General features: G+C 70.6%; 19 protein-coding genes, 1 tRNA gene and 2 pseudogenes. 16 read left to right on the top strand and 6 right to left on the bottom strand.

Annotation, left to right across the window (positions count from 1 at the left end):
- Positions 1 to 8 precede the first annotated feature (8 nt).
- Together J7E89_RS20605 and J7E89_RS20600 are read right to left on the bottom strand one after the other, a co-directional pair.
- Positions 9 to 536: a DoxX family protein gene (locus tag J7E89_RS20605; protein ID WP_214975637.1), complete on the bottom strand. Its 528-nt coding sequence runs from the start codon at positions 534 to 536 to the stop codon at positions 9 to 11.
- Between the two features lie 87 nt (positions 537 to 623).
- Positions 624 to 1,389: pseudogene (locus J7E89_RS20600) on the bottom strand (sulfite exporter TauE/SafE family protein).
- Between the two features lie 397 nt (positions 1,390 to 1,786).
- On the opposite strand from J7E89_RS20600, the gene J7E89_RS20595 reads away from it, so the two are divergent.
- From J7E89_RS20595 to J7E89_RS20580, 4 genes are all read left to right on the top strand, one after another.
- Positions 1,787 to 3,583: a S8 family serine peptidase gene (locus J7E89_RS20595; RefSeq protein ID WP_308315544.1), complete on the top strand. Its 1,797-nt coding sequence runs from the start codon at positions 1,787 to 1,789 to the stop codon at positions 3,581 to 3,583.
- 180 nt (positions 3,584 to 3,763) lie between these two features.
- Positions 3,764 to 6,706 (top strand): AAA family ATPase, encoded by a 2,943-nt coding sequence (locus J7E89_RS20590; protein WP_308315543.1) that lies wholly within the window; start codon positions 3,764 to 3,766, stop codon positions 6,704 to 6,706.
- 61 nt (positions 6,707 to 6,767) lie between these two features.
- Positions 6,768 to 9,311 (top strand): SpoIIE family protein phosphatase, encoded by a 2,544-nt coding sequence (locus tag J7E89_RS20585; protein ID WP_214975631.1) that lies wholly within the window; start codon positions 6,768 to 6,770, stop codon positions 9,309 to 9,311.
- On the top strand, positions 9,308 to 11,806 hold the full coding sequence (locus J7E89_RS20580) for a SpoIIE family protein phosphatase (RefSeq protein ID WP_214975629.1): 2,499 nt from the start codon (positions 9,308 to 9,310) through the stop codon (positions 11,804 to 11,806). The genes J7E89_RS20585 and J7E89_RS20580 overlap by 4 nt, the downstream gene beginning before the upstream one ends.
- An 89-nt stretch (positions 11,807 to 11,895) precedes the next feature.
- Here J7E89_RS20580 and J7E89_RS20575 read toward each other — a convergent pair.
- Positions 11,896 to 11,972, bottom strand: a tRNA-Pro gene (locus J7E89_RS20575).
- A gap of 155 nt (positions 11,973 to 12,127) precedes the next feature.
- On the opposite strand from J7E89_RS20575, the gene J7E89_RS20570 reads away from it, so the two are divergent.
- Positions 12,128 to 12,667: a DUF309 domain-containing protein gene (locus J7E89_RS20570; RefSeq protein WP_214975778.1), complete on the top strand. Its 540-nt coding sequence runs from the start codon at positions 12,128 to 12,130 to the stop codon at positions 12,665 to 12,667.
- Positions 12,664 to 13,452 (top strand): precorrin-6A synthase (deacetylating), encoded by a 789-nt coding sequence (cobF, locus tag J7E89_RS20565; RefSeq protein WP_214975627.1) that lies wholly within the window; start codon positions 12,664 to 12,666, stop codon positions 13,450 to 13,452. Before J7E89_RS20570 ends, cobF begins: the two co-directional genes overlap by 4 nt.
- Here the strand turns inward: cobF and J7E89_RS20560 are convergent.
- Complete coding sequence (locus J7E89_RS20560) at positions 13,397 to 14,206, bottom strand: cobalt-precorrin-6A reductase (RefSeq protein WP_214975625.1); 810 nt, start codon at positions 14,204 to 14,206, stop codon at positions 13,397 to 13,399. The two genes, cobF and J7E89_RS20560, sit on opposite strands and share 56 nt — an antisense overlap.
- 95 nt (positions 14,207 to 14,301) lie before the next feature.
- Between J7E89_RS20560 and J7E89_RS42415 the strand changes: the two are divergent.
- A pseudogene (locus tag J7E89_RS42415) lies at positions 14,302 to 14,601 on the top strand (RNA polymerase sigma factor region1.1 domain-containing protein); the annotation flags it as partial.
- The gene (locus J7E89_RS20555; protein WP_374196846.1) at positions 14,590 to 15,921 is read left to right on the top strand and encodes an RNA polymerase sigma factor; all 1,332 of its coding nucleotides are present in this window, start codon (positions 14,590 to 14,592) and stop codon (positions 15,919 to 15,921) included. The pseudogene J7E89_RS42415 and the gene J7E89_RS20555, both read left to right, overlap by 12 nt.
- Before the next feature lie 151 nt (positions 15,922 to 16,072).
- Here J7E89_RS20555 and J7E89_RS20550 read toward each other — a convergent pair whose 3' ends face one another.
- Positions 16,073 to 16,396 (bottom strand): hypothetical protein, encoded by a 324-nt coding sequence (locus J7E89_RS20550; RefSeq protein WP_251060842.1) that lies wholly within the window; start codon positions 16,394 to 16,396, stop codon positions 16,073 to 16,075.
- Positions 16,397 to 16,533: 137 nt separating this feature from the next.
- On the opposite strand from J7E89_RS20550, the gene J7E89_RS20545 reads away from it, so the two are divergent.
- From J7E89_RS20545 to J7E89_RS20520, 6 genes are all read left to right on the top strand, one after another.
- Complete coding sequence (locus J7E89_RS20545) at positions 16,534 to 16,956, top strand: DUF350 domain-containing protein (RefSeq protein ID WP_214975621.1); 423 nt, start codon at positions 16,534 to 16,536, stop codon at positions 16,954 to 16,956.
- 316 nt (positions 16,957 to 17,272) lie between these two features.
- On the top strand, positions 17,273 to 18,829 hold the full coding sequence (locus J7E89_RS20540) for a sensor histidine kinase KdpD (protein WP_214975619.1): 1,557 nt from the start codon (positions 17,273 to 17,275) through the stop codon (positions 18,827 to 18,829).
- Positions 18,826 to 19,233, top strand: coding sequence for a roadblock/LC7 domain-containing protein (locus J7E89_RS20535; protein ID WP_214975617.1), 408 nt, complete (start codon positions 18,826 to 18,828; stop codon positions 19,231 to 19,233). Before J7E89_RS20540 ends, J7E89_RS20535 begins: the two co-directional genes overlap by 4 nt.
- The gene (locus J7E89_RS20530) at positions 19,230 to 19,595 is read left to right on the top strand and encodes a DUF742 domain-containing protein (RefSeq protein ID WP_214975615.1); all 366 of its coding nucleotides are present in this window, start codon (positions 19,230 to 19,232) and stop codon (positions 19,593 to 19,595) included. The genes J7E89_RS20535 and J7E89_RS20530 overlap by 4 nt, the downstream gene beginning before the upstream one ends.
- Positions 19,576 to 20,175: an ATP/GTP-binding protein gene (locus J7E89_RS20525; RefSeq protein ID WP_214975613.1), complete on the top strand. Its 600-nt coding sequence runs from the start codon at positions 19,576 to 19,578 to the stop codon at positions 20,173 to 20,175. The genes J7E89_RS20530 and J7E89_RS20525 overlap by 20 nt, the downstream gene beginning before the upstream one ends.
- Before the next feature lie 67 nt (positions 20,176 to 20,242).
- On the top strand, positions 20,243 to 21,775 hold the full coding sequence (locus tag J7E89_RS20520; protein ID WP_214975610.1) for a cytochrome P450: 1,533 nt from the start codon (positions 20,243 to 20,245) through the stop codon (positions 21,773 to 21,775).
- On the opposite strand, the gene J7E89_RS20515 is transcribed toward J7E89_RS20520, so the two are convergent.
- A complete protein-coding gene (locus J7E89_RS20515; protein ID WP_214975608.1) occupies positions 21,750 to 22,850 on the bottom strand; it encodes a terpene synthase family protein in 1,101 nt (366 codons plus the stop codon). The two genes, J7E89_RS20520 and J7E89_RS20515, sit on opposite strands and share 26 nt — an antisense overlap.
- Positions 22,851 to 23,130: 280 nt before the next feature.
- Between J7E89_RS20515 and J7E89_RS20510 the strand changes: the two genes are divergently transcribed.
- Both J7E89_RS20510 and J7E89_RS20505 read left to right on the top strand, forming a co-directional pair.
- Entirely contained in the window at positions 23,131 to 24,051 is a 921-nt protein-coding gene (locus J7E89_RS20510) for a TetR/AcrR family transcriptional regulator (protein WP_214975606.1), read from the top strand.
- Positions 24,052 to 24,107: 56 nt separating this feature from the next.
- Positions 24,108 to 25,001, top strand: a complete 894-nt coding sequence (locus tag J7E89_RS20505; protein ID WP_214975604.1) for a 3-keto-5-aminohexanoate cleavage protein — start codon at positions 24,108 to 24,110, stop codon at positions 24,999 to 25,001.
- Positions 25,002 to 25,049: the final 48 nt, after the last annotated feature.

Here is a 25,049-nt window from a genome sequence, read left to right as displayed (position 1 = left end):
AAGAGCGTTTAAATCTCCTCCTGGGGACCTTCCGCCTGTGCCTTGCTGCGCTTGGTGAGGACCCCGGCCGCCGCGAGCGCGCTGACGGCAAAGGCCAGTGCCACGGTCCACTGCTGATCGAACCGGTGCCCCGTGGCGTGGTCCAGCGAATAGCGCCCGGCTCCGGTGAGGCCGATGGCGGCCGCGGTGAAGCCGAGGAACGCGGGGTATTCGTACCCGCCCGACTGGGCGAAAAATCCGGCGGGCGCGTGTACGGCGACGGCCCCGGCCATGGCTCCGGCCGCCGCCGCGCCTGCTGCGGGCGTGGCGAGCCCGAGGGCCAGGAACACCCCGCCGCCCGCCTCTCCGAGCCCGGCCGCGACGGCGCTCTGCCGGCCGGGGCTGAAGCCCATGTGCTCCATGGCCGTCGCGGTCCCTTCCACGCCTCCGCCGCCGAACCAGCCGAGCAGCTTCTGCGTGCCGTGCGCCGCCAGCACGGCGCCGGTGCCCACGCGCAGTACGAGCAGGCCGAGGTCGCGTCGGTTGAGGTGAGCCATGGGTCTCTCCCAGCGTGAAGGGGTTCGCGTTTACGCCTCCACTTTCGTTACGAACCCCACCTTCCGCACCATTTCGACTCTCATGTTTCAGCGAAGCAGCAGCTGAAGCCCGCCGAGTATCGTCGCCCCGATCACCAACTGCTCGAAGAGGCGCTGGTTGATCCGGTCCACGCACGTACGGCCGAGGTAGGCGCCCGGCACGACGAAGAGCACGAGGGCCGCGTCCAGCAGCAGGGACCTGGCGTCGATCAGGCCGAGGCCGACACTGAACGGCACCTTCGAGGTGTTGACGATCAGGAAGAACCACGCCGACGTGCCGAGGAAGCCGAGCTTCCGGAAGCCCGCGGAGAGCAGATAGAGCGACATGACCGGTCCGCCCGCGTTGGCGACCATCGTGGTGAAGCCGCCGAGCATGCCGTACGAACGCGCCTTGATCCGGCCGCCGCGCGAGGCCGTGTCCACCACGGGCTCCGCTGCCGCTTCCGAGGGCCATGCGCCGGCGCCACAGCGTGACCCCCGCCATCAGCAGCAGGATTGCGCCGATCGATGTACGTACGGCGCCGTCGTCTGCCCACAGCATGAACACCGCGCCCGCCACCACGCCCACCGCGACTGCCGGAAAAAGCCGGAGCAGGGTCGGCCAGTGGGCGTGCCGCCGGTAGACGAGGACCGCGATCAGGTCCCCGGCGATCAGGATCGGCAGCAGTACGCCGGTCGATTCGCGCGCCGGGAGTACGGCGGCGAAGACGGCAAGGCTGACCGTATTGGCGCCGCTGACGGCGGTCTTCGAGAAGCCGACCAGGGCGGACGCGGCGGCCAGCGCTGCGAATTGGCAGAGGGTGATGGTCTCCATTCCAGGGGCCGACGCTACAGCCTTGGCCCCAAGCCGCCCTGAACCGGTCTCCCCCCCCTGCCCCTCCCCCAGGACCCTCCCCCTGGACCCCTTGCGGGGGTGACAAGGGTTTTCCCCGTATCGGGTTCATCTCGCCGTTCCCTACTGTCTGCCGCACCGGCGAATCCCGTCTCCTGACCATTGGCTGTCAGGTGCATGTAAAGGGTGGGGTGCGCCGGGGACGGCCTTGGTCAGAGGCCGTAGCGCCGGCGGCGGCGCACGGGCTCACCCCGGCCCAGGAATCGCGAACCCGTGGCCCCCACGCCACTCGCGGTTCTCGCGCCGCCCGCCCGCGCTCCGCACGTACGTCATGAAAGGGAACACCTTGAACGGTTCCAGGCGGAGACTCATATCCGTCGTGGCCGCGACCGCCACGATCGCCGGCGTCGTTGCCACCTCCACCGTGGCGTCCGCCGCCGCCACGGGCCCCTCCCCGAAGCCGGCTCCGGCTTCGCAGGCCATGACCGAGCTGCCGGCCGCGCCGGTCGAGAAGGTCATCGTCACCTACAAGTCCAAGGCCGCCGAGGCCGGTTCGAACACCGCCGCCAAGAAGGACGCGGCCGCCAAGGGCGAGGAGACCGGCGAGAGCCTGTCGTTCGAGCGCCGCCTCGCCGGCGGCGCCGCACTTGTCGACCTGGGCGGCGAGGCCTCCAAGAAGGACCTCACCGAGGTCATGGACGCCTTCCGCGCCGACTCGTCGGTCGCGTCCGTGGAGGCCGACATCCGCGCCTACGCGATGGCGGTCACCCCGAACGACACCGACTACAGCAAGCAGTGGGATCTGTTCGAGGCCACGGGCGGCATGAACGTCCCCGGCGCCTGGGACAAGACGACCGGCAGCGGCGTCACCGTCGCCGTCATCGACACCGGTTACGCCGCCCACTCGGACCTGGTCGGCAACGTCGTTTCCGGGTACGACTTCATCTCCTCCTCCGCGGACGCCCGCGACGGCAACGGCCGCGACAGCGACGCCAAGGACGAGGGCGACTGGAACGCCACCGACGGCGAGTGCGGAACCGGTTCGCGGGCCAGCAACTCCTCCTGGCACGGCACGCACGTCGCCGGCACGATCGGCGCCACGACCCACAACACCAAGGGCATCGCGGGTATCGCGTACAGCTCGAAGATCCAGCCCGTGCGCGTGCTCGGCAAGTGCGGCGGCTCCTCGGCGGACATCGCCGACGCCATCACCTGGGCGTCCGGCGGCACCGTCCCGGGCGTCGCGGCGAACGCGACCCCGGCCAAGGTCATCAACCTGAGCCTCGGCGGCGCCAGCTCCACCTGCCCGAGCGTCTACCAGAGCGCCATCAACGGAGCCGTCTCGCGCGGCACCACCGTGGTCGTCGCGGCGGGCAACAGCAACGCGAACGCCTCCGGCTTCACGCCCGCCAACTGCTCCGGCGTCATCAACGTGGCGTCCACCAGCCGTGAGGGCAACCGCTCGTTCTACTCGAACTACGGCACCATCATCGACGTCTCCGCGCCCGGCGGCGAGACCCGTCGCGCCACGGACACGCCCGGTACCGTCACCACCCCCGAGAACGGCATCCTCTCCACGCTGAACTCCGGTACCACCACCCAGTCCACCGAGAACTACAAGCCCTACCAGGGCACTTCGATGGCCGCCCCGCACATCGCCGGGCTCGCCGCCCTGCTGAAGTCGGCCAAGAGCACGCTCACCCCGGCCGAGATCGAGTCCGCGATCAAGGCCAACGCCCGTCCGCTGCCCGGCACCTGCACCGGCGGCTGCGGCTCCGGCATCGCCGACACGACGAAGACCGTGAACGCCGTCACCGGCACCACCACCCCCGGCGCCACCTTCACCAATGCCGCGAACGTAACGATCAGCGACAACACCACCGTCGCGTCCTCGATCGCCGTGACCGGCCGCACCGGCAACGCCCCCGCCGCCCTCAAGGTCGACGTGGACATCAAGCACACCTGGCGCGGTGACCTGGTCATCGACCTGATCGCCCCGGACGGCACCGTGCGCAACCTGAAGCCCTCGTCGTCCTCGGACAGCGCCGACAACGTCCTCGCGACGTACACGGTCGACGCGTCGAGCGAGGTCGCCAACGGCACCTGGAAGCTCCAGGTCCGCGACGTGGCTTCGGGTGACACCGGCTACATCGACAGCTGGAGTCTCACTTTCTGAGACGCTCGCAACACTGCATAACCGCTGGTCAGGGGCGCGTCCACGGCTTTCGCCGCGGGCGCGCCCCGCCGCACGCCCGTCCGAATGCCGGACGTCGGACCTGGACGGCAGGTGCCGACTTCGTATTCTCTGCTCGCACGGGCAGAGGGCTCGCGCGCACCGGAAGGTGGTGGTGGGTTCGTGACGTCGGCCGTGTACCGCGCCGCGCCGGTCGGGCGCACGGAGCTCCTCGCGCGGCTCGAACGGGTCCTGCACACCCGCGGCCGCGCCCTGCTCACCGGCCCCGCCGGGGTCGGCAAGACCGAACTCGCCCTCGCCGCCGCCGCCCGCGCCGAGTCCCGCGGCGAAACCGTCATCTGGCTCGCCACACTCCCCGCCGACCGCGACATACCCGGCGCGGCCGCCGCCGCCCTCGTCGCCTCCGTGGCCGCGTCCATGTCCTGGCCCGCACCCGGGACGACCCACGGCGGACCCGATGGACCGGGCGGCTCCGGCAGCCCGGGAACGTACGACATCCTCGAAGGGCTGCCGGGCCCGCAGCGCGCCGCCGTCGCCATACTGTGCCGCGAGGCGCTCATCCCCGACGGCGGCTGGGACCCCATCGCCCTGCGGCTGGGCCTCACCCAGATCCTGCGGGTCCTTGCCGCGCGCGGCCCCGTCCTGCTGGCCGTCGACGGCGTACAGCGCATCGACGACACCAGCGCCGACCTGCTGCGTTTCGCCCTGCATCTGGCGCCGTCCGCGCTGCGGGTGATCGCCGTCGAGACCCCCGCTGCGTACGGCTGCGACGTGCCTCCTCGCGGTGGTATGCCGAGTGGTACGCCGCGACCGGACCCGGCGGGCCCGGAGCCGCTGTGGGTGCCCTCCGAGGCCGACGTCCTGTTCGTACCGCCACTGCAGGCCGACGAGATCGCCGAACTCCTCATCCATCACCGGCTGCCGTCCCGGATGGCCGGCCGCATCCACAAGGCCAGCGGCGGCAATCCGCGTCTCGCGCTCGCCGTCGGCCGTTCCCTCGCCGACGCGCGGACCCCGGTGCACCACGCCGAGGCGCTGTCGCTGTCCGGGCGAGCCCGCGACCTCGCCCGCCAGCTCCTGGGCGCCGCGTCCCCCGACGTACGCTCCACGCTTCTGCTGGCGGCGCTCGCGCTGCGCCCGACGGCCTCGCTGATACGCCGCGCCGGCCGCCCCACCGCCGAGACCGATCTCGCCGCCGCCGAGCGGGCGAACCTGGTCTCCCTCGACGAGGACGGGACGGTCGGCTTCACGGCCGGCCTGCTGCTGTCGACGCTCGTGCACGACGCCTGCTGGACCGAGCGCAGCGCCGGTCACGCGGCGCTCGCGCGCGTCGTGGACGATCCCGTCGAGGCGGTACGCCACCGGGCGCTGGCCACCGACATCCCCGACGGGAAGCTGGCCACCGAGGTCGCCGCGTCCGCCGAGATCGCGCGACGCCGCGGCAACAGCGCCCTGGCCGCCGAACTCGCCCTGCTCGCCGCCGAGTCCACCCCTGTCCAGCAAGGCGCCAAGCGCATCGCCCGGCTCGTCGACGCCGCCGAGGAGGCGGCCCGCGCCGCCCGCGCCGACCTGGCGATGCGCGCGGCGACCGACCTGCTGGCCCGGGACGCCGCCCCGGCCGACCGCGTCCGCGCGCGGCTCGCGGTGCTGGACACCGCGGGCCAGGGGCTGTGCAACCTCGACGAGCTCTACGTTCACGCCATGGAGGACTCCGAGGGAGACGCGGCGCTGCGCGCGGCCGTCCAGCTCCGGCTCGCGGTGAAGTACGTCCTGGCCGACGGCGATCCCGTACGCTCGCGGGCCGCCGCCGTCGAGTCCGCCGCGCTCGCCGGCTCGGTGGGCGACCGCAGGACCGCGACCAGGGCGCTGACCGTACAGGCGCGCATGGACCGGGTCCTCGGCTCGCCGGACGCGGAGCGGGTACTGGCCGAGGCGCGCGCCCTGGAGGTGTTCGAGCGTCCGCTCGGCATCCGTAACGCCGCCCAGATACTGACGATCCGCCACGCGATGTTCGATGGCCGGCTCACCGACGCCCGCGACCAGCTCAACGCCCTGCTGCCGCTGGTCGAGCGCCGCGGCCCGGTGGAGGACTCCATCGAACTGCTCAGTACGCTCGCGGAGATCGAGGCCCGGCAGGGGCCGTGCGCTTCTGCGCTCGCGCACGCCGGCCGTTCGCTCGCGCTGACGCTGGAGGCCGGTCTCTCACCGGGGCCCGCCTGGTACGCCCTGGCCCTCGCGGAGACCGCGGGCGGCAGCTTCGCGCGCGCCTCGAGCTACGCCCGGCGCAGCGTCCGGGCCTCCGAGGAAGAGGGGGACCACGTCTTTCTCTCCCGCAGCCTGTACGCGCTGGGCCGCGTCCAGCTCATCAACGGCGACGTGGCTTCGGCCCTGGAGAGCCTGCGCCGGGTCCAGGCCGACGAGCGCGCCCAGTCGACGGTCGACCCGTCCATGCTCCGCTGGCACGAGGAACTGGCCGAGGCTCTGCTGGCGAACGACGCCCCGGAGGAGGCAGCGGCCCTGCTCGACGACGTGCGGCCGGTCGCCGAACGCCTCGGCCGTACGACGGTGCTCCTCGGCTGCGACCGGGCGTACGCGCTGTACCTGGCGGCGAGCGGGAAGCAGGCCGAGGCCGCGGATCTGCTGGCCCGCACGGCGGAGAGTTTCGCCGTGGCGGGCCTGCCGCTGGAGCGCGGCCGGGCGCTGATCGCGCTCGCCCGCGTGGAGCGCCGCCGCCGCAGGCGCTCCGCCGCCCAGAGCGCCCTGCACGCCGCGGCCGCGGTCTTCGAACGGGCGAGCGCGCTCCCCTGGCTCGGCCTGACCACGGAGACCTCCTCCCGTACGGCCGAACCTGCCCCGGCCGGCGGCGACACCCTCGCGTCTCTCACGGACGCGGAACTGCGCCTCGCCCTGCTGGTCGGCCAGGGCGCCAGCAACCAGGAGGCGGCGGCGAAGCTGTACCTGAGCGTGAAGACGGTCGAGGCCCGGCTGACCCGCATCTACCAGAAGCTGGACGTCCGCTCGCGCGCCCAGCTCGCGACCGCCCTGACCGCCTGGCCCGGCCACCGGCCTGCGCAGGCGGCCACGGAGAACCCCGCAGCCGGCTGATCGGGACGCTCGCGGCCCGCGAAGATGCGCGGCACCGCAACCGGGGAGCATCCTTGGCTATGTGACCTGGTACGGCGCGGCCGGGCCCGCACCGCCGCGAAAAAGCGGCACCACGGCGGGAAAGACGGGAAAGACGGGAAATCCGAACAGCAACGGCCGGGTTCCGGACGAACTGGCCCTGGTGCTCGCCCAAGCCGCGGTAAACGCGATCGAGTCTGCCGGCGGGTACGCCGGCGGCATCTATTTGCGCTCCCGGACGCCGGGGCTGCTGCGGATGGCCGTACTCGCCGGGCTGCCAGGACCGCTGTTCCGCCCCTGGTGGCGCATGCACGTGAACCGCCCGTTCCCGGTCGCGGAGGCCCACCGCTCGGGCCAAGCCGTCCACCTCGCCGACGCCGAGGAGGCCATGCGCCGGTTTCCGCAGCTCATGGCCGGTCTGCCGTTCCCGTTCGGTTCGCTGTACGTGCCCGTGGCCGAGGGCGCCGAGAAGTTCGGGGTGCTGGTGGTGCTGCGCGCGGCCACGCCGGGGGTCCCCGTCGATCACACCGACCGCCGCCGGCTGCACCACGCCGCGGACCGGCTCGCCGCCGCCCTCGCCGAGATGAGCGCGGACGGTGCCGGCGTCGAGTGGGACGGCGAGCCGGTGTGCGTCCAGCTGCCCTCGGTCACCACACCGCCCGTACGCATCGGCCGCTTCGACTGGGACCTCGACGGCGGCGCCGTGAGCGCCGACGACGAGATGTGCGCCATCCTCGGTACCTCCCCCGCGGCCTTTCCCGGCACCATCGACGCGCTGTCGGCACGGCTGGCGCCGGAGGACGCGTACGGCCTGTGGACCGTGGCCCGCCAGGCGGTGAAGTCGGGCGGTTGCGCGGCGCGCAGGATGCGGCTGCGAGGCCCGGACGGACGTACGCACCTGCTCGAAATCTCGGCCCGCGCGCAGCCGCCCGGTGACGGCCCGGGGGGTCACCTGACCGCTTTCGTGCTGGACTTCGGCACCGGGCCGATCGTCGCGGAGGCGACCGACCGGCTGCCGCGGCCCATTCTTTCGCTCGACCGGCTCGGGCGGATCACCTACATGAACCACAGCGCGGAGACGCTGCTCGGGCAGGCACGTTCCCACCTGGTCGGCAAGGTCCTGTGGGAAGCCCTGCCGTGGTTCTGGCACCCGGCGTACGAGGAGCATTTCCGGGCCGCACTGCTCTCCCACGAAGCTGTCCATTTCACGGCTCGCCGCCCGCAGGGCCGGGAGGAATGGCTGGCGGTCTCGCTCTACCCCGGCCACGACGGTCTGACGGCCACGCTCGCCGACGCGGAAGAGGTGGCGTACGCACCGGCGTCCGTCACCAAGCCGGGCGCGGGACTCGGCTCCCCGGCCGACCGTGCTTCGGCGCTGTACCGCCCGGTCGCCCTGGCCATCGCGCTGACGGAGGCCGTCACCGCGCGCCAGGTGTCCGCCGTGGTCACGGACGAACTGCTGCCTGCCTTCGGCGGCCGCCAGCTGGCGATCTACCTGCTCAACGAGAGGCATCTCTACCTGGCCTGGGAGACCGGTTTCCCGCAGGGCTTCCTCGACCGTTTCGACGGCGTGGCGCTCGACGCCAGGCTGCCCGGCGTCGAGACGCTCACCTCGGGCCGCCCCCTGTTCTTCGAGTCCATGGAGCATCTGGCCGCCGCCTACCCCGGCATCCCGATGGACGCGCATGTCGGCGCCAGGGCCTTCCTGCCACTGATCGCCTCGGGACGCCCCGTCGGTTCCTGCATCCTCGGCTTCGACCAGCCACGCGGCTTCAGCCCCGAAGAGCGCACGGTCCTCACCGCCCTGGCCGGACTCATCGCGCAGGCGCTCCAGCGGGCGCAGCGTTACGACACCGAAGCCGCCCTCGCCCGCGGCCTGCAGAACGCGCTGCTGCCGCACCGGCTGCCCGTGGTCGAGAACGTCGACACCGTGGCCCGCTACCTGCCAGGCACCCAGGGCATGGATGTCGGGGGCGACTGGTACGACGTCGTCGACACAGGGCGGGGGATGGCCCTGGTGGTGGGCGACGTACAGGGACACGGCGTCGCGGCGGCCGCCACGATGGGCCAGCTGCGCAGCGCCGTACGCGCCTTCGCTCTCGCCGGACAGGACCCGCAGGAGGTGATGCGCGACACCAACCGCCTGCTCATCGACATCGATCCGGGCCAGTTCGCCAGCTGCTGCTACATCGTTCTCGATCCGGCGTCCGGCTCCGCGCACGGGGTGCGGGCCGGGCACCCGCAGCCGCTGCTGCGCCACCCCGACGGCAGGACGGAGGTCCTGGACCTCGACGGCGGAGTCGTACTCGGCGTCGACCACGAGGCGTCGTACCCCGTCACCGAGCTGTGGCTTTCGCCGGGCGCGGTCCTGGCGCTGTTCACCGACGGCCTGGTCGAGCAGCCGGGCATCGACATCGACCAGGGCATCGAGCGGCTGCGCGCCACACTCGCCGACACCGGTTCCTCCTCTCTCGCCGAGACGGCGGACCGCCTGATCCGCGAGGCCAGACAGGCCGCCGACCGGCCCGACGACATTGCGCTTCTGCTCGCCGCCCGCTGGGCGGAACCGACAAGGCAGGTGCCATGAGCGCGGTAAACACAGTGGGGGACGCCGACTTCCGCGGCCCCCTCGACGTCTCCAGAGCGGCCACGGCCGTGCTGGATGCCGACGACGTGGTCGTCGGCTGGAGTCCGGCGGCGCAGAGGCTGCTGGGATACCCGGCGCAGGAGGTAATCGGGCGTCCTGTGGGCAACTTTTTGGTCGACGGTACGGAAGGGGAAGGGACGGACGGCGACGGGGACGGCGACCGGGACGGTACGGACGCGAGTAGCACGGCCTCGGACCTGCCGGGCACGGCGCTGCCGGGCGCGCCCCAACCCTGCCAGGTGCTGCGTATGCGTCACCGGGACGGCCGCGTCGTCCGCGTGGCCACGGCCATGCTCGCGCTGTCCCCCGCGGGCACCGGTCCCGCCCGGCTGCTCGCGGTGGCCGACGCCGAGGAGACGGAGCAGTGGGAGGCGCTGCAGGCGATGCTGCGGGGCCTGGCCACGCAGTCGCCCGTTGGCCTGGTGATCTACGACACGGATCTGCGCGTGGTGTGGGCGAATGTCGCGCTCTTCCGGGAGATGGGGACCTCGGAGTACGCCGGGCTGGGCCCGGACGAGATGGTGGCCGACGGCGAGATCCTGTCCGACCGGTACCCGCCGACTCTCGAGGAGACGATGCGGCAGGTCATGGCCACGGGCGAGCCTGTCATCGAGCTCCATTACCGCGGCCGCCCGCCCGTGGACCCGGAGCGCGACCACGTCTGGTCGTGTTCCTACTACTGGCTGAGGGACGCCGCCGGAGCCTCGCTTGGGGTGTGCGAGGAGACGATGGACGTCACCGACCGCTACCTCGCGCAGCAGCGGCTGGATCTCCTGGTGCGGGCCGGCGGGCAGGTGGGCACGACCCTGAACATGGCCCGCACGGCGCAGGAACTCTCGGCGGTCACCGTCCCGCAGTTCGCGGACGAGGTCACGGTCGACCTCCTGGAGGCCGTGCTGGAAGGCGACCAGCCCGCGAGGGGAACCGAGTCTGCGGGCGACATGATCCGCGTGTGGGGACCGGGATACGACGCGAGCCCCCGGGACCCCCCCGCCGGACGGCGGAGGATCGAGTACCCCTCGGACTCCCCCCAGGCACGCAGCCTGTCCTCCGGCCGGTCGGTGCAGGAACGCCCGGGTCACACGGAAGGCGCCGACGGGCAGCCGGCGCCGCGCGCGCGGCTGGTGGTGCCGCTGCGCGCCGAAGGCGCCACGCTGGGCGTGGTCACGTTCGCGTGGGACGGCCGCCGCGACCCGTTCGACGCGGGGGAGCTGGCCGTGGCGGACGAACTCGTCGCACGTACCGCCGTGAGCATCGACAACGCCCGCCGCTACACCCGCGAGCGCACCGCGGCCCTCATGCTTCAGCACAGCCTGCTGCCCCAGCATCTCCCGCAGCTGACCGCCGTCGAACTGGCCCACCGCTATCTGCCCGCGGACAACAAGGCCGGTGTCGGCGGCGACTGGTTCGACGTCATCGCCCTGTCGGGCACGCGGGTGGGCCTGGTCGTGGGAGACGTGGTCGGTCACGGTCTGCGCGCCGCGGCCACCATGGGGCGCCTGCGCACGAGCGTACGGGCGTTCGCCCGGCTGGATTTCGCACCCGACGAACTCCTCGCCCGCCTGGACGACCTGGTCACGCAGGCGGCCAACGAGGGGGCCATCTGCGTCGACGGCCAGGAGATGCCCTACGACGAAGCGCTGGGCGTGACCTGCCTGTACGCCGTGTACGACCCGGTGTCGGGCCTGTGCCGCATGGCCAGGGCCGGCCACCCGCCCCCCGCCGTCGTCGACCCCGCGACCGGTTCCGTCACCTTCCCCGACCTGCCGGCGGGCCCGCCGCTCGGTCTCGGCGGCCTGCCCTTCGAGACGACGGAACTGAAACTGCCGGAAGGCAGCACCCTCGCCCTGTTCACCGACGGCCTCGTCCAGAGCCGCGAGCGGGACCTCGACGACCAGCTCGACGCGCTCTGCTCCGTCCTCACCGAACACCGGCAGCCGCTGGACGAGCTGTGCGACCGGACGATCGCGACGCTGCTGCCGGGCTCCGTGGACGACGACGTAGCGCTGCTTCTTCTCCGTACGCACATGCTCGACCGCCACCAGGTGGCCGTCTGGGACCTGACCCCCGATCCGCAGACTGTCGGCTTCGCCCGCGCCGTCGCCACCAAGAAGATCGGCGAGTGGGGACTGGAGGAGCTCTCGTTCACCACCGAACTGGTGGTCAGCGAACTCGTCACCAACGCCATGCGCCACGCCGCCGTCGGCCCGATCCAGCTGAGGCTCATCCGCGACCAGACCCTGATCTGCGAGGTCTCCGACACGGGTCACACCTCACCGCATCTGCGCCACGCCGGCAGCGACGACGAAGGAGGCCGGGGCCTGTTCCTCGTCGCGCAGATGACTCAGCAGTGGGGCACGCGCTACACATCGACCGGGAAAACCATCTGGGCCGAGCAGCCGCTCGTACTGGACGAGGGCGCCTTCGGGTTCTGATCCGTCCGGATGCCCGCCACTTGGCAACCGGGAAAACCGAAAAGGCCGTATCGGAATTCTCCGACACGGCCTTCGACCCGCGTAAACGCTGGTCGGGACGACAGGATTTGAACCTGCGACCCCTTGACCCCCAGTCAAGTGCGCTACCAAGCTGCGCCACGTCCCGATGCCCGCCTGACCTGGGGTTTCCCCTGGCTGAGCGCGCAACAGAACAATACCTCACTCTGTGAGTGGTCCCGACTGCCGCCGGTGTCCAACGCCTGTTCCGGGCGGGTCAGGTGGGCGCGTACCGGAACGGGACACAATGGGCAGGTGGACGAAATGGAGCAGGACAGGAGGGACCGCGACCCCGAGGGGCGGGCGCGCAACGCGCGGCCGCGCGACGGGCTCGGCCGACCGCTGCCGTACGGGGCCGAGGGCGTGGCCCGGCAGCCCGAGGGCGTGGAGCGCACCGGGGACGAGACGGTGCGCGAGGCGCAGCGGCTGCTCGACGCCGGTATGCCGTTCCACGCGCACGAGGTCTTCGAGGACGCCTGGAAGTCGGGCCCCGAAGCCGAACGCGCCCTCTGGCGCGGCCTCGCCCAGCTCGCCGTCGGTCTCACGCACGCGGCGCGGGGCAACAGGAACGGCGGTGTGACGCTGCTGCGGCGCGGGGCGGCCGGAATCGAGACGTACGGCGATTCGCGCCCGTACGGTCTCGGCATCACCGGACTCACCGCGTGGGCGCGGGAGCTGGCCGAGCGTGTCGAGCGGGAGGCGGAGCCCGTATCGGCTGCCGGGAACGCTCCGCGCCTGCGCGGGCGGGCCGAGGCGGGCGGACCCGATGCGGGCAGACCCGATGCGGCAGACTCACGCCCGTGAGAAAGATCTATGTCATAGGCATCGGCGCGGGCGACCCGGACCATCTGACGATCCAGGCCGTCAAAGCGCTCAACAGGGTGGACGTCTTCTTCCTCCTCGACAAGGGCGAGGAGAAGTCGGACCTGATCCGGCTGCGGCACGAGATCCTCGACCGGCACATCGCGAACGAGCGGGAGTACCGGCTGGTCGAGGGCCGCGACCCGGACCGTGACCGCAGGGCCGGTGGCGCCGACTACTCCCCCGCGGTCGGCGACTGGCGCAGCCGCCGGGCCGACATCTTCGAGCGGATGATTACCGACGAGCTGGGCGAGGACCGGACCGGCGCGTTCCTGGTGTGGGGCGATCCTGCGCTGTACGACAGCACGCTCGGCATCCTGGAGGAAATCCTGGAGCGCGGGACGGTGACCTTCGATTACGAGGTCGTGCCGGGCGTGAGCAGCGTGTCCGCGCTGGTCGCCCGCCACCGTACCGGTCTGAACCAAATCTCGAAGCCCGTCCAGATCACGACGGGCCGGCGGCTCGCGGAGGGCTGGCCCGAGGGCACGGACGACGTGGTCGTCATGCTCGACGCACACCAGGTCTTCCAGCGGTACGCCGAGGAGGACCCGTACATCTACTGGGGCGCCTACATCGGCACGGCGGACGAGATCCTCGTCTCCGGCAGGCTCTCCGAGGTCTCGGACCGGATCCTGCGGCTGCGCGCCGAGGCCCGCGCCCGCAAGGGCTGGATCATGGACACGTATCTGCTGCGCCGGGAATCGCATCAGGACCCGCGCCGGGACTGAGGCACCCCAGCCGCTCCAGCTCCGCGAGGGCCCCGGCCACGTCCGCGACCGTACGCACCCCGGGCGGCGCGGGCGGGCGGCGTACGACGACGACCGGCAGGCCGAGCTCGCGGGCCGCGGTGAGCTTCGCTGCGGTGGCCGGGCCGCCGCTGTCCTTGGTGACGAGGACGTCGGCGGCGTACGTACGCAGCAGCTCCCTCTCGCCCTCGACGGTGTACGGGCCCCGGTCCAGCAGGAGCTCCGTGTGGAGCGGCAGCGGCGGCTCCGGGGCCTCTACGGAACGTACGAGGAAGTGCAGCCCGTCCAGACCCGCGAAGGCGGCGAGGCCGAGCCTGCCGGTGGTGAGGAAGACCCGGCGGCCGAGCCCCGCAAGCAGCGCCGCCGCGTGGTCCAGGCCGTCGGCGTAATACCAGCGGTCGCCGGGGCCGGGCTGCCAGCCGGGACGGCGCAGGGCGACCAGCGGGATGCCCGCCGCGGCCGCCGCTGCGGCCGCGTTCGCACTGATCACGGCGGCGAAAGGGTGCGTGGCGTCGATCACAGCGGCGACCTCGTGCCGGCTCAGCCAGGCCGCCATCGGCCCCGGACCGCCGAAGCCTCCGACGCGAATCTCACCATCAGGCATCCTTGGTTGTGTTACCCGTCCTGCGAGCGAGGTCGTCACGCGCAGGAGGGGGACCGGGGCCAGTGTCCGCGCTAGCTGCCTGGCTTCCGTCGTACCGCCGAGTATCAGTACATGGCCAGTGCCGGTGATCATGCCGTCACGCTACCCGAGGGGCCCCGACCGGGCCGTTTCGGAAAAGTGGCTCAGGTCACTCTATTCAAGGCGTAACGAAATGGCGCGAGCGTGCGATGAACCCACAGGTGTCGTCGCGCTGCCCCGTACGTCATGCGACCTCGCCCAGTCATATTTTTTGCTACGAGAGGCTCCTCGTGTCGGTCAGTCCGTCCCGCCCGTTCCCACAGGAGATTGCGGAATCCCCTTCCCTGGTCGCGCTCATTGAGCGTGGCAAGGAGCAGGGTCACATCAACGGCGACGACGTACGCCACGCCTTCGAGGCGGACAGCATTCCCGCGGACCAGCTCAAGCGAGTGCTGCGAAGCCTCAACCAGGTCCTCGACGAAGAGGGCGTGACGCTCATGGTCACGGCGCCCAAGGCTCCGGCCAAGGCGCCCGTCAAGCGTGCGCGCAAGACCGTCGCGAGGGACGAGGAGAAGCGCCCGGCGACCAAGAAGGCCGCCGTGAAGAAACCCGTCAAGAAGACCGCTTCGGCGACGTCGCAGGCGGCTCCCGCGTCAATATCGGTAATGGGCTCCGACGCTGACGCCGAGGCCCCGGCCCCGGCGAAGCGCGCGGCGAAGAAGACGACCGCGAAGAAGACCGCCGCCAAGAAGGCCGCGGCCTCTCCCGAGGAGCCGCAGGGCGACGCCTGGGCCGACGAGTCGGGCTCCGCCGACGACGCGGACGAGAAGCCGACGAAGCAGCCGCAGCAGGGTGACGGTTACGTCCTGTCCGACGAGGACGAGGACGACGCGCCCGCGCAGCAGGTCATGGTCGCCGGCGCCACCGCCGACCCGGTCAAGGACTACCTGAAGCTGATCGGCAAGGTGCCGCTGCTCAACGCCGAACAGGAGGTGGAGCTCGCCAAGCGCATCGAGGCGGGGCTCTTCTCCGAGCACAAGCTGGAGGACGAGGACGAGCAGGACCCGGTCTTCCGCCGTGAGCTGGAGATCCTCGTCGAGGACGGCCGCCGCGCCAAGAACCACCTCCTGGAGGCCAACCTCCGTCTCGTGGTCTCGCTGGCCAAGCGCTACACCGGCCGCGGCATGCTCTTCCTGGACCTGATCCAGGAGGGCAACGTCGGTCTGATCCGCGCGGTCGAGAAGTTCGACTACACCAAGGGCTTCAAGTTCTCGACGTACGCCACGTGGTGGATCCGGCAGGCGATCACCCGCGCGATGGCCGACCAGGCCCGCACCATCCGTATCCCGGTGCACATGGTCGAGGTCATCAACAAGCTGGCCCGCGTCCAGCGCCAGATGCTCCAGGACCTGGGCCGCGAGCCCACCCCGGAGGAGCTGGCCAAGGAACTCGACATGACCCCCGAGAAGGTCATCGAGGTCCAGAAGTACGGCCGCGAGCCCATCTCGCTGCACACCCCGCTGGGTGAGGAGGGCGACAGTGAGTTCGGTGACCTCATCGAGGACTCCGAGGCGGTCGTCCCGGCCGACGCGGTCTCCTTCACCTTCCTGCAGGAGCAGCTGCACTCGGTGCTCGACACCCTGTCCGAGCGCGAGGCGGGTGTGGTCTCGATGCGCTTCGGTCTGGCCGACGGTCAGCCGAAGACGCTGGACGAGATCGGCAAGGTCTACGGCGTGACGCGTGAGCGCATTCGTCAGATCGAGTCGAAGACGATGTCGAAGCTGCGCCACCCGTCGCGCTCGCAGGTGCTGCGCGACTACCTCGACTAAGAGGTCCTGGACGCCGCATTCGGCGCCCCGGGCGACCCTGAGGTCGCACGGGGCGCCGCGTCGCGTTCTCCCCCGTTCGTGCCCATCGAGTCGTCGTGCAGATTCTGTACGCGGGTCACGAAGTAGAAGCATTCGAAGAGACGTTGGTTGATCAGGGGATCAGGAACGCGTCCGCCGCCACCGCCGCCGCCAGGCCCGCCACCAGCAGCCAGGTACCCAGGCGCGTGCGCCCGCGCCGGCTGAGCTCGATCACGCCCCCGCAGAGGATCAGCGCCAGCCCGTACACCCCGACGACCAGAACCGACGACCGGCTCGCCAGCCGCACCGCGAGCACCGCCGCCACGGCCACCATCAGGACCGACGCCGCGGCGATCCGTACTCGCCTGGCCTGACGTGGCGTGAGGCCGCCGATCCGGGTGGGCTGCTGCTGCGAGGGACTGTCGGTCACTGTCTGTTCCTGGTCAGAGGCGCTCATGAGTTCGGATCGTAATCGCTCGCACGGGGCGCCGCTGCGCCGCCCCACAACCCGTCCGGACGCCCCGGCAGACCCGTGCGATAGGTTTTGCCTCTCCTTGACCACGATCGACTTCACCAGCGGAGACTGAGACCTCAATGGAAGACATCGTCAACGGACTTGGCCGCTCCGCCGCCTATGGGGCCCTGGGTGTAGTGCTGCTGACGCTCGGCATATTCCTGGTGGACGCGCTGACGCCGGGCAAGCTCGGCCGGCAGATCTGGCAGGAGCGCAACCGCAATGCGGCGCTTCTGCTGAGCTCGGCGCTGCTGGGTATCGGCGGGATCGTGTTCACCTCTATCTGGACGACGTACACCGACTTCGGCAAGGGGCTGGCGTCGACGGCCGCGTTCGGGGTGCTGGGGCTCGTGATGATGGCGGTGGCATTCTTGGTCGTCGACCTGGTGACGCCGGGGAAACTGGGCGAAACGCTGGTCCAGGAGGAGCCGCACCCGGCGGTTTGGGTGACCGCTTCGTGCAACCTCGCGGTGGCGGCGATCGTTTCGGCGTCCATCGCCTGACGGACCCCGCACAGCCCACTCGTACGCACACCGAAGGCCGCTCCCGCCACCGCGGGAGCGGCCTTCTCGCGTACACAGGGCCTATTCATCACCCGTTCGGTTACTCCTTGCGCACAGTCATGAGCCGAGTGTGCAAAATTGGCGAGTCTAAACCCACCGGGAAGGCCCGTGCAGAGGGTTACGCGAATATGCCGCCGCACTGATCCGATCTGGCTAAGCTCGCTCGAAGCGCGCCGAGTTGATATGAAATCAGGCACTTGTTCGCAGGTGTCTGATAGTTCGAATACATCCCCGAATCGACCGCCAGAGGGTTTACATGGTTCGCGTTGAATCGCCTCCGACTGACCGAGAATCCTCCTTCTTCCGCGCGCTCCTGCCACCGGTTCTCCTGATGGCCGCGGCCACCGCCGCCGCCTTCGTCGTCGTACCGGTCGCCGCCCGGATACCAGTCGTCTGGTTCGGCGCCCTGGCGACGGTGGTGGTGACCTCGGTCGCCGCCGAAGTCGTCCGTCGCGGCCGGGCCATGCGGGCGCTGCGCGCGGAGTACGGGCAACGCCTGGCCGTCCTCGACCAGCGCGTCGCCGGACACGACCGGCAGACCCTGCGGACCAGCAACGAGCTGCTGCCGGCCGCCATCCGCCGTCTCCGGGCGGGCCATTCGCCCAACGAGGTGATGCGGGACATCGTGGACGCGGATCCGGCGTACCGCGGTCTGCCCGATCCGCAACGCGCCCTGGTCCGCACCGTCCTGGACATCATCGACAACGAGGAGGCGATGCGCGACTCCGCGCAGCGCGCCTTCGTCAACATCGCGCGCCGCGTGCAGGCCATCGTCCACCAGCAGTCCACCGAGCTGCGGAACATGGAGGAGGACCACGGGCGCAACCCCGACGTCTTCGACGACCTGCTGCGCATCGACCACGGCACCTCGCTGATCGGCCGGCTCGCCGACTCCATCGCCGTACTCGGCGGCGGCCGTCCCGGACGTCAATGGCCCGAGCCCGTACAGCTGTACAGCGTCCTGCGCGGCGCGATGTCCCGGATCCTGGAGTACCCGCGCATCGATCTGCACTCGATCGCCCAGGTCGCCATCATCGGTACGGCCGTCGAACCGCTCATCCACGCCTGCGCGGAACTCCTCGACAACGCCACCCGCTACTCGCCCCCGCAGACCCGGGTGCACGTCACCGCGGTGGAGGTGCAGAGCGGCATCGCGATCGAGATCGAGGACGGCGGCGTCAGCCTCAGCGAGGAGGCCCGCAGCCGGGCCGAGAACATGCTGGCCCGGGCGCAGGCGGGAATGGACCTCAACGACCTCGGTGAGACACCCCGGCTCGGCATGGCCGTGGTCGGCCGTCTCTCGCAGATGTACGACCTCAAGGTCTCGCTGCGGCAGTCCGCGTACGGCGGTGTCCGCGCGGTGCTCATCGTGCCGCGTGGCGTGATCACCACCGGCCGCGCCCCCGGTCTCGCCCACGGCATCGGCATCACCTCGGTCCCCAAGCAGGGCCCGTCCGGTCTGTCGAGCGCGGAAGAGGCGCGCGTCCCCAGGCGGAAGAAGCCCCGGAAGACCCCCGGGCCGCAGCGGACCGTGCCCGCGTCGTTCTCCATGGAGGACGACGTCCCGGAGGTGACCGAATGGACGGAGACGGGCCTTCCGCAGCGCCGCAGCCGGGGCCGTGCGCCGCTCTTCTCCCATGTGGTACCGCCCGAGGACCAGCCCGCCCCACCGCCCAACGGCCACGCCAACGGCAAGGCCAAGGAGCCGGGAATCTGGCTCGAAGCGTTCACCAACGGGTACAAGGGGACGACTCCCGACCCGTCGGCCGATGACGAACCTGACGAAGCGTTGGACAAGGGAGATCTCAAGTGATCCAGCAACGGGCGAATTTCGACTGGATGCTCAAGGAGCTGCAGGACGGGGTGCCGGGGGTCCAGCAGATCGTGGTCCTGTCCGCGGACGGACTGCGCATCGCCCGGCACGGCGGCGACCCGGACGCCGCCGACCGGATCGCCGCGGCCTGCGCGGGACTTCAGAGTCTCGCCGCGGCCGTCGCCGCCGAAATCGTGTACAGCGACGGCACGATGAACCTTGTCGTCATCGAAGTCGACGGTGGCTTCTTCTACATGATGGCGGCCGGGGCCGGGGCCTATCTGGCGGTGCTCACCGACGAGACGGTGGACGCCGGCCTGGTGGGATCCCGCATGCGGGACATGGTCGTCCGGATCGGAGCCCACCTGACCAGTCCTCCGCGCCATAACGGACACGCCGTATGAGTCCGCCCCAACGAGAACGGCGACAACGCGAGACGGGAGACGCGGAACGGTTGTACGTGCTCACCGGCGACCCCGACGGTGCGGCGCGGGCTCCACTCGATCTGGTCACCATGGTCATTTCCCGTACGGAACCGACACCAACGGTCCAGCCCGAGCAGGCCGCCATTCTGCGGCTGTGCCGGGCGCCGTTGTCGGTGGCCGAGATCTCGGCGTATCTCAGTCTTCCCTTCAGCGTGGTGACCGCGTTGGTCACCGATCTCCTCGCCATCGAACTGGTCGAGTCGCGGGCGCCCATCGTCCGCACCACGCTGCCGGACCGGTCCCTCCTCGAAGCGGTGATGCATGGACTTCAGAAACTCTGACACGGTCACCGGCCCGCGCAGCGAGGACATCCTCCCCGCCACCGCCACATCGGCGGTGAAGATCGTGATCGTGGGCGGGTTCGGGGTCGGCAAGACCACGATGGTCGGCTCGGTGAGCGAAATCCGTCCGCTGACCACCGAGGAGACGATGACCCAGGCCGGGGTCGGCGTCGACGACAATCTGGAGGGCAAGACCGCCACCACCGTCGCGATGGACTTCGGCCGGATCAGCATCAGCGACGAACTGATCCTCTACCTCTTCGGAACACCGGGCCAGGAACGCTTCTGGTTCCTGTGGAACGGCCTCTTCGAGGGCGCCCTGGGAGCGGTGGTGCTGATCGACACCCGCCGCCTCGAGGTCAGTTTCGACGTGATCGGCCGCCTGGAGGAGCGTGGTGTGCCGTTCGTGGTCGCCATCAACACGTTCCCCGACGCCCCCCGGCACCCCGTCGATGCCCTCCGCACCGCCCTCGACCTGCCGCCCGAAGTGCCGATAGTGGACTGCGACGCGCGGGGGCGCGGGTCCTGCCGCGATGTCCTCCTGACGCTGATGCGCTATCTGCACTCCTTGTCCCTGTAACTGCCGGGCCCTGTACGGGTCCCCTTCAACTGCCGGCCCGCCTGATCGCCCGATCCCTGGAGTGACCGTGACAACCCCCTTCCACCAGCTGCCCGGAGCGGACGACGGCGCTCTTCCGCCCCCGGGATGCCCGGCCCACGCCATCACCGGTACGGGCCCGGGCGGGCTGCGCCGGCTGTACGGGCCGGAGCACGAGAACGACCCGATGGCCGTGTACGAGAAGCTGCGCGCCGAGCACGGCCCAGTGGCGCCGGTGCTGCTGACCGGCGACGTACCGGCCTGGCTGGTCCTCGGCCACACCGAGAACCTGCACATGACCCGCACCCCGTCGCAGTTCTCCCGCGACTCTCGCCGCTGGCGCCTGACCGCCGACGGCACCGTCCCCCCCGACCATCCGCTGGCCCCCGTCTTCACGTGGCAGCCCATCTGCGTCTTCGCGGACGGCGCGGAACACGAGCGGCTGCGCGGCGCGGTCACCGACAGCATCGGGCGCATCGACCACCGGGGCGTACGCCGCCACATCAACCGGTACAGCAACCGGCTCGTCAACGACTTCTGCCAGGACAGCAAGGCCGATCTGGTGAGCCGGTTCGCCGAGCACCTTCCGATGATGGTGATGTGCCAGATCCTGGGCATGGCCGAGGAGTACAACGAGCGGATGGTGCAGTCCGCCCGCGACATGATCAAGGGCACGGCGACGGCGAACGCGAGCAACGCCTATGTGATGGGAGTACTGAGCAAACATGTGGCCAGGCGCCGGGTAGCGCCCGAGCCGGACTTCACCACCTGGCTCGTCGAGCACCCGGCGGGGCTCACCGACGACGAGGTCAGCCAGCATCTGCGGCTGGTGCTGATCGCGGCGTACGAGACGACCGCGAATCTGATCGCCAACGTACTGCGCATGGTGCTCACCGATCCGCGCTTCCGCGCCCAGCTCAGCGGCGGCCACATGACGCTGCCCGAGGCGGTCGAGCAGACCCTGTGGGACGAGCCGCCGTTCACCACGATCTTCGGCCGCTGGGCTGCCGGTGACACCGAGTTCGGCGGCCAGCAGATCAAGAGGGGAGACGCCCTGATCGTCGGCATCGCCGCCGCCAACGTCGACCCGGTGGTACGGCCCGACCCGGACGCCTCGATGCAGGGCAACCGCGCCCACCTCGCCTTCAGCGGCGGGCCGCACGAGTGCCCGGGGCAGGACATCGGGCGCGCCATCGCGGACACCGGTATCGACGCGCTGCTGAAGCGCCTTCCCGACCTTGAACTCTCGGTCGAGGAGGACGAATTGGAGTACAGCAGTGCGCTCATGTCCAGGCATCTGATCGCGCTCCCGGTGAAGTTCGCCGCGCGTCCGCCGGAGCATGACGCCACCGGTCTCACGCCCACGGCGTCGCGCACGGTCCCGCAGCCGGGCTGGCAGGTGGACTCGCCGACCGGGGCGGGTGCTCCGCAGCCCGCTCCGGCGGCGGGCCGCGCGCCGGAATCCGTGCCCGCATCGCCGTCCGCGACGGTGCAGACGCCGGTCATGATTCCGGCTCAGCGCAGGCCGGTGGCGCCGAAGCGGATGTGGCAGGCGGTCACACGCTGGTGGCGCGGCTACTGACCGCCAGCTGGTCCCACCACCAGGAGATCGTCGGGAGGGGAAGCGGCTCGAAGCTGTCATCGGCCGGACGCTGCTTCCACCACCCCTCGTCCGGTTTGCCCTCCGGCTCCGAGGGCACACGGTAACGGGGGCAGACTGAGGCCCAGTCGAGGTGTCCCCGGATGAACTGGCCGAGCCCCTGTACGTACCGGCGCAGTCCGCCGCCCGCATCCCTCAGCACCTGGTCGCGCAGCCGGAGGAAGAGCACCATGACGCGGTCCCGCATCGCCACGGCCTCCTGGAGTGCGTGGTGCGGCTCGCAGCCGAGTTCCTGGCACAGGACGTCGATCAGATTGAGGTCGTCGTCGGCCCGCAGCAGCTCCTTGTTGCGGGAGTAGAGGTCGTTGTCCCAGCTGACCAGGGTCCAGGTGATCTCGGTGAGGGCCCGCACGCGCGGGTCCTCCAGGTCGTTGTCGGGTACGGAGTAACCGGCGACGATCTCGATCATCGCGGTCGAGGGGGCCATTCCTATGGCCCTCATCCACAGCGTCACGTAGTCATTGAGCGAGGGCAGTTGCGGACTGCGGCGCCAGGCCGCCTCCCACACCAGCCCCGAGGTGTAGACGCGCATGGCGTCGGTCCAGCGGCGGATCTGCTGCCGGGACGCGTACCGCTCCAGCTCGAGCCGGAGTAAGCGCAGCGCCGCCGCGTGCGGCGAGTTGTCGGGCTGGTGGGCGGTCGGGGCCTCTATGGCGCGGATGATCCGGGCCGTCTCCTGGGCGAGCGAGTCAGCGGTGGCGTAGGCCTCGTCGCACACGCCGTCGTCGAGCGAGAAGAGCACGGCGTGGAACTTGGCCATCAGGGCGAGCGGTTCGAGCTGCCCGTACGACATCGTCGCTGCCGTAAGACCGCCGAAGTCGCAGAGGGCCAGCCGGCTGCGCTGATGATCGTCCGCGTCGAGCCTTTGCTGGAGCATCCAGCGCACCGTCATGTCATTGAGCGCTTCGGCCGACGGGTGGACGATGGACGGCACCGGGCAGTAGAAGGGCACGCTAGGCAATTGCTGGCCCAGTCGACGTGGCGAGATTACGGTCATGTTCGGCCTCCCCTTAGGTGCCCCGCGTACGCTGGGGCGTATATGCCCATGTCCAACCATCAATAACAATGCAACTGGCCGTTTCCTGAACCAAGTTGATCGGCAGTTGCCCAAAGTTGCAGAAGTCCGCTATCACCGCTGTGCCGGGGGTTCTCACGGCTTATGACGGTGACTGATGCATCAGTCAGTAGCTCATCACTGAGCACGATCTCTTGCGGCGTATACGTTCACCGGATTTGAGCGTTGCGTTCTTCTCATCACACCGGTACGGTGGCCGACCATGCAGCCAGAACCCGGAAGCCAAGTGGGCGACTCCGGCGGTGAGGTCGCCGAGCGGGTGCGTCAGGTGATCGGCTCCGCCGGCGTGAGCCAGCGCGAGTTCGCCCGGCGGATCGTCATGGATCCATCAAAACTGTCGCGTTCGCTCAGCGGTGTCCGGCGGTTCACCGTGGCCGAATTGGCTCGTATCGCCGATACCGCCGATGTGGACGCGGGCTGGCTGCTCGGGTCCCGTACCGAGGCCTCCGTGAAGCCTTCCGCCGTACGCCGAGACCGCGCCGCGGCCGCGGCGGCGCCCGAGGGCGGCAGGCCGCTGCAGATCGTGCGGGAGACCGTGCGGCTGATCGCGGAGCGCGGTTTCCATGCCGTACGGGTCGCCGACATCGCCGAGGCCTGCGCCACCAGCACCGCCGCCATCCACTACCACTTCCCCGGCCGGGACGACCTGCTGGAAGCCGCCGTGCGCTGGTGCATGGACGAGGACACCGCCCGCCGCGCGGCCAGGATCGCCGAGGCGGGCGACACCGGTGACGCCGGGGACGAGCTCCGGCAGCTGATCGAGCTCCAGACGCCCTACACCGAGCAGCAGCGGCGGCAGTGGAGCGTCTGGCTCGACCTGTGGGCAGAGGCGGCCCGCTCCACGGCCGTGGGCCGGCTCCATGTCGCGTACTACCGGCAGTGGCGCGCGACGGTCGCCGATGTCCTGCGGCGCGGCGTCGGCCAGGGCGTCTTCCGACCCGACACGGACCCGGACGCCGCCGCGCTGCGGCTGACCGCGCTGATCGACGGCCTGGCCACCCAGGTGCTCGCCGCGGCGCCGGTCGCGGAACCGGCTACCGGCACGAGTCCCGAGGACATGCAGGCGGCGTTGCTCGCGTACGTGGACGCCACATTGTCCGTACCGCCGCCCGCCAAGAGCTGAACTCCGTACATCCATCCCCCCACCAGTTGACCCACTCCTACAGGAGAGGCTCCCGCATGCCCATGAACGAGGAAGTCATCATCACCTGCGCCCTCACCGGCGCCGCTGACACCGTCCGCAAGAGTCCCCACGTGCCGGTCTCCCCCGCGCAGATAGCCCGCTCGGCCGTCGAGGCCGCAGAGGCCGGCGCCGCCGTCGTGCACATCCACGTCCGCGACCCGAAGACCGGCGAACCGTCCCGCGACCCTCGGCTCTACCGCGAGGTCGTCGAGCGGATCAAGGAGACCGGCACCGACGTCGTCATCAACCTCACCGCCGGCATGGGCGGCGACCTGGTCATCGACCCCGACGAGCCGCTCAGGCACCTCCCCGGCACCGACCTGGTGAGCGGCCTCGACAGACTGCCGCACGTCGAGGACCTGCTGCCCGACATCTGCACGCTCGACTGCGGCTCGCTCAACTTCGGCGACGGCAGCAACCTGTACGTCTCCACCCCCGACATGCTGCGTACGGGCGCCAAGCGCATCCAGGAACTCGGCGTACGCCCCGAGCTGGAGATCTTCGACACCGGGCAGCTGTGGTTCTCGAAGCAGCTGCTCGCCGAGGGACTGCTCGACGACCCGACCGTCTTCCAGCTGTGCATGGGCATCCCGTGGGGCGCCCCCGCCGACCCCGGCGTCCTTCAGTCGATGGTCAACATGCTGCCGGAGAACGCCCAGTGGGCGAGCTTCGCACTCGGCCGGATGCAGATGCCGTGGGTCGCCCAGTCGATCCTGCTCGGCGGGCACGTACGCGTCGGCCTGGAGGACAACCTCTACCTCGGCAAGGGCAACAAGGCCACCAACGCCCAGCTGGTGGAGCGCGCCGTGACGATCACCGAGTCGCTCGGAGCGCGCGTCGCGACGCCGGACAAGGCCCGCCAGAAGCTCGGCCTCAAGCCCCGCGCGTAAGCAGTACGAGAGGACCCCGACACATGACTACCACCACATCCCCCGCCC

Source organism: Streptomyces sp. ISL-100, assembly GCF_018614615.1.
Lineage (GTDB): Bacteria > Actinomycetota > Actinomycetes > Streptomycetales > Streptomycetaceae > Streptomyces.
The sequence above is the reverse complement of the archived record's forward strand: the minus strand, read 5'-3'. Positions and strand labels throughout refer to the sequence as shown.

Coding starts and splice junctions, on each gene's coding strand:
- J7E89_RS20550 (WP_251060842.1), bottom strand. CDS start 16,396: ATGAGCGCCTCTGACCAGGAACAGACAGTGACCGACAGTCCCTCGCAG.
- J7E89_RS20510 (WP_214975606.1), top strand. CDS start 23,131: ATGCAGCCAGAACCCGGAAGCCAAGTGGGCGACTCCGGCGGTGAGGTC.
- J7E89_RS20560 (WP_214975625.1), bottom strand. CDS start 14,206: ATGATCACCGGCACTGGCCATGTACTGATACTCGGCGGTACGACGGAA.
- J7E89_RS20525 (WP_214975613.1), top strand. CDS start 19,576: ATGGACTTCAGAAACTCTGACACGGTCACCGGCCCGCGCAGCGAGGAC.
- J7E89_RS20540 (WP_214975619.1), top strand. CDS start 17,273: ATGGTTCGCGTTGAATCGCCTCCGACTGACCGAGAATCCTCCTTCTTC.
- J7E89_RS20555 (WP_374196846.1), top strand. CDS start 14,590: ATGGTCACGGCGCCCAAGGCTCCGGCCAAGGCGCCCGTCAAGCGTGCG.
- J7E89_RS20570 (WP_214975778.1), top strand. CDS start 12,128: ATGGAGCAGGACAGGAGGGACCGCGACCCCGAGGGGCGGGCGCGCAAC.
- J7E89_RS20505 (WP_214975604.1), top strand. CDS start 24,108: ATGCCCATGAACGAGGAAGTCATCATCACCTGCGCCCTCACCGGCGCC.
- J7E89_RS20530 (WP_214975615.1), top strand. CDS start 19,230: ATGAGTCCGCCCCAACGAGAACGGCGACAACGCGAGACGGGAGACGCG.
- J7E89_RS20580 (WP_214975629.1), top strand. CDS start 9,308: ATGAGCGCGGTAAACACAGTGGGGGACGCCGACTTCCGCGGCCCCCTC.
- J7E89_RS20515 (WP_214975608.1), bottom strand. CDS start 22,850: ATGACCGTAATCTCGCCACGTCGACTGGGCCAGCAATTGCCTAGCGTG.
- J7E89_RS20545 (WP_214975621.1), top strand. CDS start 16,534: ATGGAAGACATCGTCAACGGACTTGGCCGCTCCGCCGCCTATGGGGCC.
- J7E89_RS20605 (WP_214975637.1), bottom strand. CDS start 536: ATGGCTCACCTCAACCGACGCGACCTCGGCCTGCTCGTACTGCGCGTG.